At 63.6% G+C, this 15,310-nt stretch carries 18 protein-coding genes; 11 read left to right on the top strand and 7 right to left on the bottom strand.

The window, feature by feature from the left end; translation table 11 throughout:
- Positions 1 to 29: 29 nt before the first annotated feature.
- From BMW89_RS00650 to BMW89_RS37670, 3 genes are all read left to right on the top strand, one after another.
- Positions 30 to 842 (top strand): hypothetical protein, encoded by an 813-nt coding sequence (locus tag BMW89_RS00650; RefSeq protein ID WP_092021640.1) that lies wholly within the window; start codon positions 30 to 32, stop codon positions 840 to 842.
- A gap of 365 nt (positions 843 to 1,207) precedes the next feature.
- Positions 1,208 to 1,477, top strand: a complete 270-nt coding sequence (locus BMW89_RS00655; protein ID WP_092021641.1) for a hypothetical protein — start codon at positions 1,208 to 1,210, stop codon at positions 1,475 to 1,477.
- A gap of 26 nt (positions 1,478 to 1,503) precedes the next feature.
- Positions 1,504 to 1,962, top strand: coding sequence for a hypothetical protein (locus BMW89_RS37670; RefSeq protein ID WP_177195751.1), 459 nt, complete (start codon positions 1,504 to 1,506; stop codon positions 1,960 to 1,962).
- 902 nt (positions 1,963 to 2,864) lie between these two features.
- On the opposite strand, the gene BMW89_RS00670 is transcribed toward BMW89_RS37670, so the two are convergent.
- Complete coding sequence (locus tag BMW89_RS00670) at positions 2,865 to 3,707, bottom strand: AAA family ATPase (RefSeq protein WP_092021643.1); 843 nt, start codon at positions 3,705 to 3,707, stop codon at positions 2,865 to 2,867.
- 105 nt (positions 3,708 to 3,812) lie between these two features.
- On the bottom strand, positions 3,813 to 4,058 hold the full coding sequence (locus BMW89_RS00675) for a GlsB/YeaQ/YmgE family stress response membrane protein (protein WP_092021645.1): 246 nt from the start codon (positions 4,056 to 4,058) through the stop codon (positions 3,813 to 3,815).
- Positions 4,059 to 4,181: 123 nt separating this feature from the next.
- Here BMW89_RS00675 and BMW89_RS00680 point away from each other — a divergent pair, with 123 nt between their 5' ends.
- From BMW89_RS00680 to sseA, 3 genes are all read left to right on the top strand, one after another.
- A complete protein-coding gene (locus tag BMW89_RS00680; RefSeq protein WP_092021647.1) occupies positions 4,182 to 5,357 on the top strand; it encodes a vWA domain-containing protein in 1,176 nt (391 codons plus the stop codon).
- Between the two features lie 39 nt (positions 5,358 to 5,396).
- Positions 5,397 to 5,810: a rhodanese-like domain-containing protein gene (locus BMW89_RS00685; RefSeq protein WP_092021649.1), complete on the top strand. Its 414-nt coding sequence runs from the start codon at positions 5,397 to 5,399 to the stop codon at positions 5,808 to 5,810.
- Positions 5,811 to 6,015: 205 nt separating this feature from the next.
- A complete protein-coding gene (gene sseA, locus BMW89_RS00690; protein WP_092021651.1) occupies positions 6,016 to 6,873 on the top strand; it encodes a 3-mercaptopyruvate sulfurtransferase in 858 nt (285 codons plus the stop codon).
- A 173-nt stretch (positions 6,874 to 7,046) separates the two neighbouring features.
- Here the strand turns inward: sseA and BMW89_RS00695 are convergent, their stop codons facing one another.
- Positions 7,047 to 7,790 (bottom strand): hypothetical protein, encoded by a 744-nt coding sequence (locus tag BMW89_RS00695; protein WP_092021653.1) that lies wholly within the window; start codon positions 7,788 to 7,790, stop codon positions 7,047 to 7,049.
- Positions 7,791 to 7,835: 45 nt separating this feature from the next.
- Between BMW89_RS00695 and BMW89_RS38535 the strand changes: the two genes are divergently transcribed.
- Together BMW89_RS38535 and BMW89_RS00700 are read left to right on the top strand one after the other, a co-directional pair.
- Complete coding sequence (locus BMW89_RS38535; RefSeq protein ID WP_283805318.1) at positions 7,836 to 7,958, top strand: hypothetical protein; 123 nt, start codon at positions 7,836 to 7,838, stop codon at positions 7,956 to 7,958.
- A 199-nt stretch (positions 7,959 to 8,157) separates the two neighbouring features.
- Positions 8,158 to 9,318, top strand: coding sequence for a L,D-transpeptidase (locus BMW89_RS00700; RefSeq protein WP_177195752.1), 1,161 nt, complete (start codon positions 8,158 to 8,160; stop codon positions 9,316 to 9,318).
- Positions 9,319 to 9,376: 58 nt separating this feature from the next.
- Here the strand turns inward: BMW89_RS00700 and BMW89_RS00705 are convergent, their stop codons facing one another.
- Together BMW89_RS00705 and BMW89_RS00710 are read right to left on the bottom strand one after the other, a co-directional pair.
- Entirely contained in the window at positions 9,377 to 10,339 is a 963-nt protein-coding gene (locus tag BMW89_RS00705) for a D-2-hydroxyacid dehydrogenase family protein (protein WP_092021657.1), read from the bottom strand.
- A gap of 146 nt (positions 10,340 to 10,485) precedes the next feature.
- Positions 10,486 to 10,701, bottom strand: a complete 216-nt coding sequence (locus BMW89_RS00710; protein WP_092021659.1) for a hypothetical protein — start codon at positions 10,699 to 10,701, stop codon at positions 10,486 to 10,488.
- A gap of 231 nt (positions 10,702 to 10,932) precedes the next feature.
- Between BMW89_RS00710 and ettA the strand changes: the two genes are divergently transcribed.
- Both ettA and BMW89_RS00720 read left to right on the top strand, forming a co-directional pair.
- Positions 10,933 to 12,582, top strand: coding sequence for an energy-dependent translational throttle protein EttA (gene ettA, locus BMW89_RS00715; protein ID WP_092021662.1), 1,650 nt, complete (start codon positions 10,933 to 10,935; stop codon positions 12,580 to 12,582).
- 7 nt (positions 12,583 to 12,589) lie between these two features.
- Complete coding sequence (locus BMW89_RS00720) at positions 12,590 to 13,816, top strand: lytic murein transglycosylase (protein ID WP_092021664.1); 1,227 nt, start codon at positions 12,590 to 12,592, stop codon at positions 13,814 to 13,816.
- Positions 13,817 to 13,909: 93 nt separating this feature from the next.
- Here BMW89_RS00720 and BMW89_RS00725 read toward each other — a convergent pair whose 3' ends face one another.
- Complete coding sequence (locus BMW89_RS00725) at positions 13,910 to 14,194, bottom strand: hypothetical protein (protein WP_092021667.1); 285 nt, start codon at positions 14,192 to 14,194, stop codon at positions 13,910 to 13,912.
- A 238-nt stretch (positions 14,195 to 14,432) separates the two neighbouring features.
- Positions 14,433 to 14,768: a hypothetical protein gene (locus BMW89_RS00730; RefSeq protein WP_177195753.1), complete on the bottom strand. Its 336-nt coding sequence runs from the start codon at positions 14,766 to 14,768 to the stop codon at positions 14,433 to 14,435.
- 133 nt (positions 14,769 to 14,901) lie between these two features.
- On the opposite strand from BMW89_RS00730, the gene BMW89_RS00735 reads away from it, so the two are divergent.
- Positions 14,902 to 15,204 carry a hypothetical protein gene (locus tag BMW89_RS00735; RefSeq protein WP_092023280.1) on the top strand — a complete coding sequence of 101 codons (303 nt, stop codon included), beginning with the start codon at positions 14,902 to 14,904 and terminating at the stop codon, positions 15,202 to 15,204.
- Positions 15,205 to 15,310 lie beyond the last annotated feature (106 nt).

Raw genomic sequence — 15,310 nt, forward strand, 5'->3', positions numbered from 1 at the left:
ATTTTCGCTCATCGTACGAGTCACAATCCATGGAAGATCATCCGCTTCTTGACACTGTGACGAAATGGCCCGGCAGAGGGCCGACGCAACGCGCGTTCGAGGCGCTTGGGTTCTCGCTTCACAGAGCGAGGCAGGACGAGCTCATTCAATTCTGTGGAACGGAGTGCTCGGACCTGCTCCACCGATATTGGGACGAAGTCGCTCTTGAAACGATGCAGTCGCTTGGACAGGGCAATCCCGACGGACGAACCTTCGTCATCATGCCGAAATATCGCTCCGTCTTGCTGGACGAGCTCTTCGCCGCCAGAGATTTTGTTGAGCCGCCATTCGTCGCTCCGCCACTCGTGAGATGCGTGTTCGAGCACCTTCGGAAAGTTTATGGGGACCAGGAGTTCCGCGAGAACCGGATGGCCTTTCTAAGTGGGTTGCAGAGGACGGAAGCCGAGCGTCTGCGCATCGACCCTGGCGGTGGAATTCAAAGCAAGAAGGACGTCATTCCCTTCCTGGAACAATTCTGCGGTGGTTTGGGATTTGAAGGCCGTTCCCGGAATCGATGGCAGAAGAAGATCGGGGGCTGCCTTGTCTTCGAGATCGGCGTGTGGCTCGGCGGAAATGTTTTTCGCATGTGGTCTCCGCTCAAGTTTCGCATCTTCCATGTGCAAGAGCCAAAATATGCATTCGAGACTGAGGGAGACGCTGTGTTGGACCGGCTCGTCCCCGGAGTGCATTTGTATAGGCGATGGGGCAGCGATCTTGAATATCTCCTCGGTGTTAGGGCTCTCATCGAGCTGTTCAATGCAATCGCAGGCACATTCGAGACTGCCTTAGCGAGCAGTTCATGAAACTTCGCAAGAAGAGGAGTGGAGAGTCCCTGATCGCGGTATCCCACGTTTGGCTCTTCTCGTGATTCCGGACGCGGCGTGAGGACGATTTGCGTAGGGTGGGTTAGCGTCAGCGTAACCCACCACGTCTCTCGACGCGGAGACAGAAGAGGTGGGTTACGCTAACGCTAACCCACCCTACGAGCTTCCACTTCCGAGCCGTAGTCGTCGAAGTCCGCCGGCAATTCTAGATACGAGCTTCGCACCTCGCCTCCCGGATCGTTTGCACGGACTATGAGATCGTCCGTCGTTAGGCTACAAGGTGCTATTCTAAGTTGTCAAAGGACGCGAATGGACTTTCTTGCGACCAACGGAAGCATAGGGAGATGACCATCTCAGCCCGTGAGCGACAATCCGTTGGCCAGATTGCCTTGTGCGGCATCGTCTTTCTCTGCACCGCCATTCCGGTCGGTCTGCTGTTGCGCGTGGGCTGGCGGGATTGGCCTCTCTTTGCCGGCCTCTGGGCGATCATGTATTTCATGGGCGGAATAGCATGGTTTCCTCGGGGTACACCGGTTCAAAAGGCCTTTTCATATGGTCTGCTCGTCGGCACGGTGCTGTCGGCTCTGGAGTGGGCGTCGACCTTGAATCGTTGAGCTCTTGAAATGGATTTTGAATAACCGTGCCGATCCTGGCGCGACGCGTTACCGTCACGAGCCACCATCATCCGGACGACTTTCATTTGAGTACAGAGCAAAATCGCCCTCTCACGGATGCCGAGCGTGATCTTGCCCGCTGGATGCTCGAGCACGGCAACCAAGAGGCAAGGCAGTATCTCGATCAACTCGAGTTGGCCGAGGTCACGCCTTGGAAATGCCTGTGCGGGTGCGCCTGCATCAATTTCCAGATCAGGGGACATGCTGAACCGCCGCCCGGTGTCCGTATTCTCGGCGACTTCCTGATCAATCCAGCCGACCGTCCAAGCGGTATCTTCATCTTTTCGAGCGGCGGCTTGCTGAGGGGGATCGAAGTCTACGGCATGGCGGGCGATGCGCCGTCTGTGCTGCCGCGACCTGAAAGCTTGTCTCCGTGGGAATCCGATGTTCGTAGCCCGGATGGAGCGCAGCATAATCCGGGATAGCTGCATCGGTTTGCACGACTTCCCCGGATTGCGTTGCGCTCATCCGGACTACGTGAGCCGTCGGGCAAAACACCCGCCGCCCCGTCAATCCCTCCTCGCAAAAATATTCCACTTTACCGAAATTCGGAATTGCAGCATAACCCGCAACAGCCCGGCCCGACGAAGAGGGGCGGTTCGCGAGTCGTTCGAAACGCGGGCCGGGTTGCGGTGGACGCGGCAGCGTCGTGCGCGAGAGGCGCGGGCAGGGCGGGTAGTCCCTGTGAGCCCGAGGCTTCGTGCGGACGAGCGGCGCCGAAGTCCGGCGAAGCCACTTGGCGAAGCCGGATGAGCTGCGTACGGCAAAACCGTGTGGTCCTGGCCGTCGTTGCTACGGTCAAGCCTTTGCGGAGATGTGCGCGAGCCCAACCGGGTGGACGGCATCGTCAATTCGCGGGGCGAGGGAGGCCAGAAGGAAAGTTCGGCTCCCGGGAGAGCGCGGCATAAGCCGTCCGACCACTGCGCAGGGAAGGCCGAGTGTTCGGCGACACCTGTATGCTGCTGTGCGGTTTTCTGCGTGCACTTTTCGCGCAGCGGACCGCGGGTGCCAGTCGGCACCCGGTCTTCCCTGCGCCCTCTTTCATCGGAGGACGAGGAATGAAGCAAAAGCTCGGGCGAGATGCGCCGCGAGGGCGCGAAGGTATGTCTGCGATTGAGAAGCGAGTTGGAAGAGGCGATGCGGCCCCTTGCTCCGTCATTTTTGCGAGCGCCAGACTCGGCTCTCGTGCACCGGACGCAGCGCAGCGTCTCTTCGACGGTGCGCTGCAGAGCCGGGGCCCATGTCGCCAAGCAATCCGTGTCGCCTTCTGGGTCCCGGCTCTGCGCAGCAGCGTTTCACGCTGCAGCGCGTCCGGGACACGAGAAACTCACACTTCCCTTCGGCTCAAAAACGCCAGCCGCTCGAACAAATGCACATCCTGCTCGTTCTTCAGCAGCGCGCCGTGCAGCGGCGGGATCAGCTTTCGCGGGTCACGCTCGCGCAACTGCTCGACGCTCATGTCTTCGTTGAGCAGCAGCTTGAGCCAGTCGAGCAGCTCCGACGTCGACGGCTTCTTCTTCAGGCCGGGCACCTCGCGCACCTCGAAGAAGATCCGTAGCGCTTCCTCGACCAGGCGCTTCTTGATGCCGGGGAAGTGGACGTCGACGATCTGGTTCATCGTGTCGACGTCGGGGAACTTGATGTAGTGGAAGAAGCAGCGGCGGAGAAACGCGTCCGGAAGCTCCTTCTCGTTGTTGGAGGTGATCATCATGATCGGGCGCTGCTTGGCCTTGATCGTCTCGCCGGTCTCGTAGACATGGAATTCCATGCGGTCGAGCTCGAGCAGCAGATCGTTCGGGAATTCGATGTCGGCCTTGTCGATCTCGTCGATCAGCAGCACCGGGCGCTGCTCGGCGGTGAAGGCATCCCACAGCTTGCCGCGCTTGATGTAGTTCTTGATGTCGGACACCCTGCTATCGCCGAGCTGGCTGTCGCGCAGGCGCGATACCGCGTCGTATTCGTAGAGGCCCTGCTGCGCCTTGGTGGTGGACTTGATGTGCCAGGTCAGAAGCGGCGCGTTCAACGCCTTCGCGACTTCCTCCGCCAGCACCGTCTTGCCGGTGCCGGGCTCGCCCTTGATGAGGAGCGGGCGCTCCAGCACGATCGAGGCATTGACGGCGACCTTGAGATCGTCGGTCGCAACATAGTCCTTGGTGCCGGTAAATTTCATTGCGCGTCCTTGTTGGTCGTCGTCCGAGGCATCGCCGATTTCGTTGCCCCGGTCGCGACATGGGAACGGCCGCGCATGGCGGCCGTTCCTGGTTCGGTCAGGCTTTCAGACCCGTTTTATCAGCGAAAGGATGACCAGCACAATCACCGCGCCGATCGTGGCGTCGACGATGGCGCCGACCGTGCCGGTGGCGAGCTCGATGTGGAGCTGAGGCAGCACCCAGCTCGCGACCAGTGCGCCGATGATGCCGACAACCATGTTGCCGAGCAGTCCAAATCCCGCCCCGTGGACAATCTTGCCGGCAAGCCAGCCGGCGATGGCGCCGATGATGAGTGCTGCGAGAATTCCCATTGCAAACGTCCCCAAAACAACTCCGTGAAGAGGTCAATTCTAGAGCAAAAAGCCTCCCGGTCCAGCGCAGAGCGGCCGCCTCCGCCCCTTGACGTTCGTCCCCCGACGGGCAATCTGTCATCCATGTTCCTGCAATTCTTTACGTCTCTGCGCGATGCGCAGGTCCCCGTGACGCTGCGCGAATACCTCACGCTGGTGGAGGCGCTCGACGCCGATCTGGCGGACTATTCGGTCGAGAATTTCTACTATCTGTCGCGCACCGCGCTGGTGAAGGACGAGCGCAACCTCGACAAGTTCGACCGCGTCTTCGGCACGGTGTTCAAGGGGCTTGAAAGCCTGCTCGATGCCATGGAAGGCGCCGAGATCCCCGAGGAGTGGCTGAAGAAGCTCGCCGAAAAATACCTCTCCGAGGACGAGAAGAAGCAGATCGAGGCCGTGGGCTGGGACAAGCTTATGGAGACCCTGAAGAAGCGCCTCGAGGAGCAGAAGGGCCGGCACCAGGGCGGCTCGAAGTGGATCGGCACGGCAGGAACCTCGCCGTTCGGCGCCCACGGCTACAATCCCGAAGGCGTCCGCATCGGCCAGGCGAAGAACCGCAACAACCGCGCCGTGAAGGTGTGGGACAAGCGCGAGTTCAAAGACCTTGACGGCAATGTCGAGCTCGGCATCCGCAACATCAAGGTGGCGCTGCGCCGCCTGCGCAAATTCGCGCGCACCGGCGCGCCTGATGAGCTCGATCTCGACACCACCATTCGCGAGACCGCCAATCACGGCTATCTCGATGTGCACATGCGTCCCGAGCGGCGCAATGCGGTGAAGCTGCTGGTGTTCTTCGACATCGGCGGCTCGATGGACGCGCATATCGAGCAGGTCGAGGAGCTGTTCTCGGCGGCGAAGAGCGAGTTCAAGCACATGGAGTATTTCTACTTCCACAACTGCCTCTATGAAGGCGTCTGGAAGCAGAACAAGCGCCGCTTCACCGACCGGACGCCGACCTGGGACGTGCTGCATAAATATCCGCACGACTACAAGATCGTGTTCGTCGGCGACGCCTCGATGAGCCCCTACGAGATCATGGTGCCGGGCGGCTCGGTCGAGCATGTCAACGAGGAGCCGGGCTCGGTCTGGCTCGACCGCATCATCCACACCTACCCGCATTCGGTGTGGCTGAACCCGGTCGCACAGAAGCACTGGGACTATTCGGAATCGACCACGATCATCAAACGCATCTTCGCCAACCGCATGTACCCGATCACGATCGAGGGGCTGGAAGGCGCGATGAAGGAATTGACGCACTAGCTGCGCGCGCCCGGGAATGACGAGAACAGGGAGAGCCATATGCCCCAGACCATCACGCGCGGCATCAAGGCGCTGATCGACGAGGCCAATGCCGAGATCGAGACGCTCAACGCCAAGGACGCCATCGAGATCTCCAAGAACGGCGACGTCGTCATCGTCGACATTCGCGACCCCCGCGAGATCGAGCGCGACGGCCGCATCCCCGGCGCATTCGCCTGCACCCGCGGCATGCTCGAATTCTGGATCGATCCGCAGAGCCCCTACGCAAAGCCGATCTTCCAGGAGGACAAGAAGTTCGTGTTCCACTGCGCCGGTGGCCTGCGCTCCGCGCTCGCGGCCAAGACCGCGAAGGACATGGGCCTGAAGCCCGTCGCCCACATCGCCGGCGGCTACGCCGCCTGGCGCGATGCGGGTGGTCCGACGGAGGCGTGGGAGCCGAAGAAGAAGGGGTGAGGGTGCTTCGCCGTTGCTCCAATCTCCGCTGTCATTCCCCGCGAAAGCGGGGAATCCAGTACGCCGCAGCCCATCGGTTGAATCACAGCCGTCTCGGAGTACTGGATCGCCCGGTCGAGCCGGGCGATGACAGCAGAGTTTGACGCGCGCTGCTTCAATTTCACTCGCGCTGTGCGCGTCCCGGAATGACTGCAAGGAAAGACCAATGACCACTGCCACCGACCCCCTCGTCTCCACCGAATGGCTCGCCGCCCACATCAACGATTCCAACGTCAAAGTGCTCGACGCCAGCTTCAAGCTGCCGGGTGTGCTGCCGCTGCCGAAGGACGACTATCTCGCCGCGCATCTGCCGGGTGCGGTGTTCTTCGACGTCGATGCTGTCTCGGATCATTCCAACCCGCTGCCGCACATGTATCCGAGCGCCGAGCAGTTCGGGCGCGACGCAGGCCAACTCGGCATCTCCAATGCCGACACCGTCGTGCTTTATGACTCAGGCGGCTGGGTCGCAGCTCCCCGCGCGTGGTGGATGTTCCTGGCCTTCGGCCACAGCAATGTGCGTATCCTCAATGGCGGCCTGAAGAAGTGGCGCGCGGAAGGGCGCAGCGTCGAGAGCGGCGACGTGAAGCCGAAGCCTGCGAGCTTCAAGGCGAGCTACGATGCAAAGCGCGTGCGCAGCATGCAGCAGCTCATCGCCAACGTCGAAAGCCGCGCCGAGCAGGTGGTCGACGCGCGCGCTGCCGAACGCTTCGAGGGCCGCGCGCCCGAACCGCGCGCGGGCATCCGCTCCGGCCACATCCCCGGCGCGCGCAACGTGCCTTATAACCAGCTGTTCGATGCCGCGACCGGCACGATGAAGCCGCTCGACGAACTCCGCGCCGCCTTCGTGAACGCAGGCGTCAAGCTCGATGCGCCGATCGTGACGAGCTGCGGCTCCGGCGTCTCGGCCGGCGTGCTGACGCTCGCGCTCTATCGCCTCGGGATCACCGACACCGCGCTCTATGACGGCTCGTGGTCGGAATGGGGCCAGGAAAAAGGCCCGACGATCGCGACCGGGCCGGCTTGAGCGAGGGCCGCGGAAATGGTGCGCTCCCTCGCCCCGTTCTTACGGGGAGAGGGTTGGGGTGAGGGGCCTCTCTCCCCCTGCGAGATGGTCGAGGGACCTGTACCCCCTCACCCGGATCGTATCTTGCGATGCGATCCGACCTCTCCCCGCAAGCGGGGAGAGGTGAAGGAAACTCAGCGCGTGCGCGTGGCTGTTGCGGCGAGGGTTTGCTGCTGCTGGCCGAACGGATCGAGCGCCTGGTTGATCTGCTGAGGCGGCGGGCGCCGCACGATGCGGTGACGCTTCTTCGGCTTGTGCGCACGCGGCTTGCTGCCGGCTTTGGTCGTTGCCGGCGCAAGCTCGTTCAGCGCAGCCATCCTGGCCGCTGCAATGTCGGTCACGCGCGATGCCGGCGCCAGCGTTGCGGTTCGCGGCACTTCCGGAGCGGTCGCTGCTGGTGCGGGCGTCTTCGTGGCGATGGAAGCCATCGTGTCGGCCGGGGTGAGCGTGTCCGCAGGCGCGGGAGGTGCAGCCTCGTTCTCGGCTGGCTCCGCGATTGGCGTTTCGGCGGCGGGTGGAGCCGGCTCCACAGTCGGCGTGATCGCGGCAACCTGAGGCTGGGCTTCAGTTTCGAGCGTCACCGCGGCCATCTGCTCGGGGCTTGTTTCGACCGCGGGCAGCCCAATGCTCGGGACCTGGTCCTGCATCGCAGGCGTCGCCTCGTTGGCGACAGGCTCCACGCGGAGCGCCGCGAGCACCGGCTGGGCCGGCTCGGCGGCTTGCGCGAACACCCGCTCCTGCGGGCCGTTCCGCCAGGACGGGTTGCTGGCATATTGTTCGTGGCTCGCCCGCAGCAGCGAGGCAGCCCCTAAGCCGAACACCAGGATGGAGGTAGACAGCAGGATCGCGGCAAGCAGGAAGCGAAAGCCGGGAAGCATTGACGGATTACGAATTTCCGCCCCGGCGGGGTGTGGCCAGGGCCCATGAGCCATCTGAACGCGGTGACGGTACTGCTAGCCGCGTTCGCCACGCGGGAATTCGAGCTCAAAGCGGTGGCGAATCAGGCTGATTCGACCATATCGCAACGCTTCTGCGCCGTTCCGTAAAAAACGGGGTGGCGACTCCGGCAATATACGGCGTGATGCGATTTCCGCCCCGTGATGCAACGGAGCAACTGTGTGCGATTGCATCACAAATCGCACAACCGGGCACAAATCAGCCTGTTATGTCTTGAATGTGCCGCTATCTTCGGTCATCTGGCCGTTAACGGCTCGGACGGGGCCGGGGGACTATACAAGAGCGATGATGATCAAACATTTTCTGACGATATGCGCTGCCGCAACAGTCGCTGCGGCGGGAACCTCGCTCGCACAGGCCCAGAGCTATCCGGTCCAGCAGGCGCCGAGCTATGGCGCGCCGGCCGAATATCGCCCCGGCGACCGCGCGCCGAATTTCGACTCGCTGGACGACGAAGACGACGCGATGCCGCAGGCCTCGCTACCGCCGCCCGGCCCGGACCCGCGCTATGGCCGCCCCGTTGGCCCGCCGGTCTATTCCGCTGCCCCGCCGCAGGGCCCGGTGATGTCGCCCGATGATCCCCGTTATGGCCGTCCCGCCGGCGCCCCCGTCTACTCTGCTGCGCCGCCGCAGGGTCCCGTGATGTCGCCCGACGATCCCCGCTATGGCCGCCCGGCTGGCGCGCCGCAGGTGATCTATGCTGACCGTCCGGGCCAGGCGCCCGCCAGTGACGGCATGCGTCCGCCGGAGGCCGTCGGTGGCCCTTCCGCGACCGGAGCCGTCTCGCAGCAGCCCAATATTGGCGCCGATGGCCGGCCGATGTCGGTCGCCTTGTTGCCGCCAGAGGAGCAGCCTGACGCGGCACCGGCGCAGCTGGCGCCGAACCTGCGCCGCCAGGAAGTGTCGCTGGCGACCAAGGAGCCGGCCGGCACGATCATCGTGGATACCCCGAACACCTATCTCTATTACGTCCTCGGCAATGGCCGCGCGATCCGTTATGGCGTCCGCGTCGGCCGCGACGGTTTCACCTGGACCGGCGTGCAGAAGATCACGCGCAAGGCCGAGTGGCCGGATTGGCATCCGCCGACAGAAATGATCGAGCGCCAGCCCTATCTGCCGCGCTTCATGGCCGGCGGCCCCGGCAATCCGCTCGGCGCCCGCGCGATGTATCTCGGCTCGACGGTGTACCGCATCCACGGCACCAACCAGCCCTCGACGATCGGCAAGTTCGTCTCCTCCGGCTGCATCGGCATGCTGAACGACGACGTCTCCGATCTGTTCGAGCGCACCAAGGTCGGCACCCGCGTGGTGGTGATGCCGGGCGGTCCGGCGCCGGGAACGGCGACGGCCTCGGCTGCGCCCGCTCCGATGGCGGCCCAGGCAGGCCCCGTCCCGGGCACCCAGCCGACGGTGGTGCCGCCGCTGCCCGCGCCGGTCACCGTGCGTTAAGCGCTTCGAGACAAGTCAGATTTGCAAAAGGGCGTGCCAACGGCACGCCCTTTTCGTTTCAGGCCAGCCGCCGCGGCAGCTCATTGCCCTTGGTGAAGGCGTCGATCGCCTCGACCATCTGGCCGTAATGGATGCGCAAGCCGTCCTCGGTGGCGTAGCCGAGATGCGGCGTCAGCACGAGATTGTCGAGCTTGCGGAAGGGATGGTCGACCGGCAGCGGCTCGACCGAGAACACGTCGATGCCGGCACCCGCGATCTTCTTCTGCTGCAACGCCTCGAGCAGCGCCTGCTCGTCCACGATCGGCCCGCGCGCGGTGTTGACGAGGAACGCCGTCGGCTTCATCCGCGCGAGGTCGGCAGCTCCGACGAGGCCGCGCGAACGCTCGCTCAGCACCACATGGATGGTGATGATATCGGCCTTGGCGAACAGCTCCTCCTTGGTGGCGTAGCCGACGCCGGCCGCCGCGCACTTCTCCGGCGTCAGGTTCGGGCTCCAGGCGATCACGTTCATGCCGAACGCTTTCGCAATGCCCGCCATCTTGCTGCCGAGCTTGCCGAGCCCGACCACGCCGAGCGTCATCCCCTCGATCTCGACGCCGGCAAAGGTCTGCCAGGGCTCGCCGGCATGCATCCTTGCATTCTCGCGGCCGATGCCGCGGGTCAGTTCCAGGATCAGGCCCATCGTCAGAGGAGCGGTCGGATCGCGCGAATATTGCGTGCCGCCGAGGACGACGCTTTTCGCCTTCGCGGCCTCCATATCGATCGAGGCGTTGCGCATGCCGGAGGTCAGCAGCAGCTTCAGCTTCGGCAAACTATCGAACAGGCTCTTCGGGAACGCCGTGCGCTCACGCATCGCGCAGACGATCTCGAAATCGGCCAGCGCGCTGGCCGCGGCGGCTTCCGAGGCGAAGGGATGGCTGAACACGGTGACATCGACGCGGTCGGACAGTTTCTGCCAGTCGGCGACGTCGAGGGCGAGGTCAAAATAGTCGTCGAGAATTGCACAGCGCAGCCGCGTCATCAGCGTTCATCCAGGGCCAGAGTTTACGGCGAGAGGTGACGGCGCGAGGCGGGGGCGCCATCGTCGGAACCGGGCCATGGTTGCGCGCAATCAGAGGCGCGCGCAAGCAGTCTGGGTCTTCAAAAATTCGACAGGAGAGCGGGCGTTCAGAGGTCGCGGGGCTTCAGCCGGAGCGGCGCATTCATGCCGTGCTTGGCGCGCCAGGCGGGGCCGGGGCCGCGCATGTAGTGCAGCTCGGGCCGGTAGGGGTTGAAGGCGGTGGCGAAGAAGCGCTTCCAGAAGCCTTTGACCTCGGACACGAGTCCGGCCGCGTTCCCGGCGTCGGCCGGAACGGGAAAAGAGTGGGTCTCGATCAGAGCCATGATGGGCCTCGCTGTGCTCCCGTTCATTCTGAGCGGGCGGCGCTGTTTCCGCGCGAAACCGAGCTTTGGCCTGATTTATTAAAAGATGGTTTCAATTGTCCGGATCGGGGTCCGGATGGTGTCCGCCCAGTATTCATCCGTGGTGAACGGAGGGAAAACATTGCCCTTTGGGGGCGGGATCGCTACATCGGCGGCAAGCAAATTTCCTCAAATCGAAGGTATTCGGGACCCATGGCGCGCCAGTTCGTCTATTTCATGCAGGGCCTGACCAAGAGCTACCCGACCCGCAAGGTGCTCGATAACGTTCATCTGTCGTTCTACCCGGACGCCAAGATCGGCGTGCTCGGCGTCAACGGCTCGGGCAAGTCGACGCTGCTCAAGATCATGGCCGGCCTCGACAAGGAGTATAACGGCGAGGCCTGGGTCGCCCAGGGCGCCCGCGTCGGTTATCTCGAGCAGGAACCGCATCTCGATGCGACGCTCTCGGTGCGCGAGAACGTCATGCTGGGCGTCGCCAAGCAGAAGGCCATCCTCGATCGCTACAATGAGTTGGCGATGAACTACTCTGAGGAAACCGCCGACGAGATGACCAAGCTGCAGGACGAGATCGAGGCGCAGGGCCTCTGGGATCTCGACAGCAAGGTCGACCAGGCCATGGACGCGCTGCGCTGCCCGCCCGACGATGCCGACGTGACGAAACTCTCCGGCGGTGAGCGTCGCCGCGTCGCGCTGTGCAAGCTGCTGCTCGACCAGCCCGAGCTCTTGCTGCTCGACGAACCGACCAACCATCTCGATGCCGAGTCGGTGTCATGGCTGGAAGGTCATCTGCGCAGCTATCCCGGTGCGATCCTGATCGTCACCCATGACCGCTACTTCCTCGACAACGTCACAAGCTGGATCCTCGAGCTCGATCGCGGCAAGGGCATTCCCTACGAGGGCAACTATTCGTCCTGGCTGGTGCAGAAGCAGAAACGTCTCGAGCAGGAAGGCCGCGAGGACGCCGCGCATCAGAAGACGATCGCCCGCGAGCAGGAATGGGTCGCGTCCTCGCCGAAGGCGCGTCAGGCCAAGTCCAAGGCGCGCTACCAGCGCTACGAGGATTTGCTCAAGCAGGCGAGCGACAAGCAGAGCCAGACCGCGCAGATCGTCATTCCGGTCGCCGAGCGTCTCGGCGACAACGTGGTCGATTTCGAGGCCCTCAGCAAAGGCTATGGCGATCGCCTCCTGATCGACGATCTCACCTTCAAGCTGCCGCCCGGCGGCATCGTCGGCGTCATCGGCGCCAACGGCGCTGGCAAGACCACGCTGTTCAAGATGATCACCAAGCAGGAAACACCGGACAAGGGCACGATCACGGTCGGCGAGACCGTGCATCTCGGCTATGTCGACCAGTCCCGGGATGCGCTCGACGGCAACAAGAACGTGTGGGAGGAGATCTCCGGCGGCAACGAGCTGATCCTGCTCGGCAAGAGGGAAGTGAACTCGCGCGGCTATTGCTCGTCGTTCAACTTCAAGGGCGCCGACCAGCAGAAGAAAGTTGGAGCGCTCTCCGGCGGTGAACGCAACCGCGTGCATCTCGCCAAGATGCTGAAGTCCGGGGCCAACGTCCTGCTGCTCGACGAACCGACCAACGACCTCGACGTCGACACGCTGCGCGCGCTCGAAGAGGCGCTGGAGGACTTTGCGGGTTGCGCCGTCATCATCAGCCATGATCGCTGGTTCCTCGACCGCATCGCGACCCACATCCTGGCGTTCGAAGGCGAGAGCCACGTCGAATGGTTCGAAGGCAACTTCCAGGACTACGAAAAGGACAAGATGCGCCGCCTCGGCCAGGACAGCATCATTCCGCATCGCGTGAAGTACAAGAAGCTGACGCGGTGATCGCGGCATGATGCGGCGGGCGCTCATTGCCGCGGTGATCGTCGTCACCTGCGGCTGGTCGCCCGCTCGCGCCGCCGATGCCGCCTTCACCCAGTTCATCGCCTCGCTCTGGCCGGAGGCGCAGGCCGCCGGCGTGTCGCGGGCGACGTTCGACCAGCAGACGCGCGGGCTCGAGCCCGATTACAAGCTGCCCGACCTGATCCTGCCCGGGCGGCCCGCGACCGGCGCGCCGTCGCAGGCCGAGTTCGTGCAGGTGCCCGCCGACTACGTCAGGGAAGCCTCGATCGCGCGGCTTGCGGGCGAGGGGCAGCGGCTGCTGCAGAAATATCGTGCGGCGCTGAGCGAGATCGAGAAAAAATCCGGCGTGCCGGCCACAATCATGCTGGCGATCTGGGGCCGCGAGACCGATTACGGCCGCTATACGCTTCCCTACGATCTCGTGCGCGTGCTGGCGACACAGGCCTATGTCGGACGCCGCAAGGACACGTATCGCAACGAGTTCATTCTCTCGCTGAAGATTCTCGGCGACGGCGTGGTGACGCGCAAGGACATGCGCTCGTCCTGGGCCGGCGCCACCGGGCTCACCCAGTTCCTGCCGTCGGAATATTACAAGCATGGCGTCGATTTCGACGGCGACGGCCGCATCGACATCTGGCACTCGGTGCCGGATGCGCTGGCCTCTGCCGCGCAGCAGCTCGTCAACAAGGGCTGGCAGAGCGGCGTGCGCTGGGCCTACGAGGTGCAGGCGCCCGCGAAGGTCGATTGCACCGCCGGTGTGCCCGACGTGACGAAGCCGATCAGCCAGTGGCTGCGCGAAGGTTTTGTGCCGGTGCGCGGACAAAAGCTCAGCGCCGCCGAGCAGGCGCAGCCGGCGTCGTTGCTACAGCCGGAGGGTATTTACGGTCCGGCGTTCCTGACCACGAAGAATTACTTCGTCATCAAGGAATATAATTTCTCCGACCTCTATGTGCTGTTCGTCGGCCATCTCAGCGATCGCATGACGAGCCCACTGCCGTTTGCAACGTCGTGGGCGACCTCGAAGCAGTTGCGTACGAAGGACGTGGAGACCATGCAGCGCGGGCTCACGCGCGTCGGGCTCTACAAGGACAAGATCGACGGCAAGGCCGGCATGCAGACGCGCGCGGCACTCGGCGCCTATCAGAAGTCGGCAGGCCTCAAGGTCGATTGCTGGCCGAGCGAAGAGGTGCTGCGCTCGATCCAGGCGGCGCGTTAGCGCGAGACCCAAAGAAAAAGCCCGGCCGATGCTCTCGGCCGGGCTTCGATCGCGGCGCTCACGAGCGCCCCACGATCAGATATTGCGATCAGATCAGTAGCAGACGCGAACCGGACGAACGGCCCAGCCGTAGCCGTCCCAATAGCGCTGGCGCTGCCAGTAGCAGGGCGGGGGCGGCGGGCCGGGTTCGGCCACATAAACCGGTCCGCCGTAGGCCGGACGGCTCGAGGCGATGGCGCCGCCGATGATTGCGCCGCCGAGTAGGCCGGCCGCGATGCCCACGCCGACGCCGTCATGGGCTTGGGCGGACGGAGTGACGGTCAGCAGCGAACCGGCGACCGTCGCAACCGTGAGGGCGGCAACTAGAATCTTCTTCATGCTCTTGGCTCTCCTGAGAGATAGGTCCTCTTGTCAGAGGCGCCCGGGTTTCAAAGGTTCACGCAGTCTTTGATGGAATTGGCCTTGCAGCTAGGAAGCGCGCAAATGGTCAATCCGCGGTAAACGCGCGCGAAGCTGTGACGAGAAAAAGCGTTCTTTTTCAGGCCCCAAAATGAACAGCGCATCCGTAGTGAACCGGCCCAGCTGAATCGCTTCAAGCGAACGGGTCTAACGCGCCTCAGCCACAGACACGGACGCGGCGGACGCGCCAGGCATAGCCGTCCCAGAAGCGCTGCTTCTGCCAGACGCAGCCATCGCCATAATAGTCGTCGGCGACGTAGCCCGGACCCGGCGCATAGTAGCGGGGCGGGTAGTAGCCGGGGCCGTAACCCGGACCATAGCCGTAGGCCGGACCCGGGCCGTAATAGGGGGAGGCCAGCGCGCCACCAACAATGGCCCCACCGATGATCCCGGCGGCCACGCCGGCAGCGACACCGCGCTGTGCATGGGCCGGCGTTCCGGCGGTCAGGACCAGGGTGGCGGCGGCAGCGACTGCGATAAGCGTCTTCTTCATGGATCGACCTTTCACACACGAATACGGAACTGTTGCGGCCAAAGTTCCATACTTCGTTTGAATGATCAATGAACGGCAATCTGCCCGGTGCGACCAATAAGTGGAAAATGGCGGCTTTTGGCCCCGGGAGACGATGATGAACATCCTGACCAATGCCCTGATCGCCGTCGCGGCTGTCGGCGTGATCGGTTATGCCCTGATGACCCTTATCCAGAACCGCGGCCAGCGCCGCTCGCGCGCAGGTGCTGGCGGCGATGCCGGTGGGGGCGATAGCTATTCGGATACGACGAATGACGGCTTCTCGCTGGGCAGCTGGTTTTCCAGCGACAGTTCCGGGAGTTCGACCGACAGCGGCAGCTGCTCCACGAGCGATAGTGGCGGCGGTGGAGATTGCGGAGGTGGCGGCGATGGGGGCGGAGGCGGGGGCGGCGACTAGGTTCCGATCCGGCTCCATCTTGATCCAGCGCAACACCCTATTTTAGAGCCGTCCTAGGCTGTTATCCGGCCAGTTTGGAATAGCTTCAAATACCGGTTTTTCCCTT

The sequence above is a fragment of the Bradyrhizobium sp. OK095 genome, from assembly GCF_900109945.1.
GTDB lineage: Bacteria > Pseudomonadota > Alphaproteobacteria > Rhizobiales > Xanthobacteraceae > Bradyrhizobium.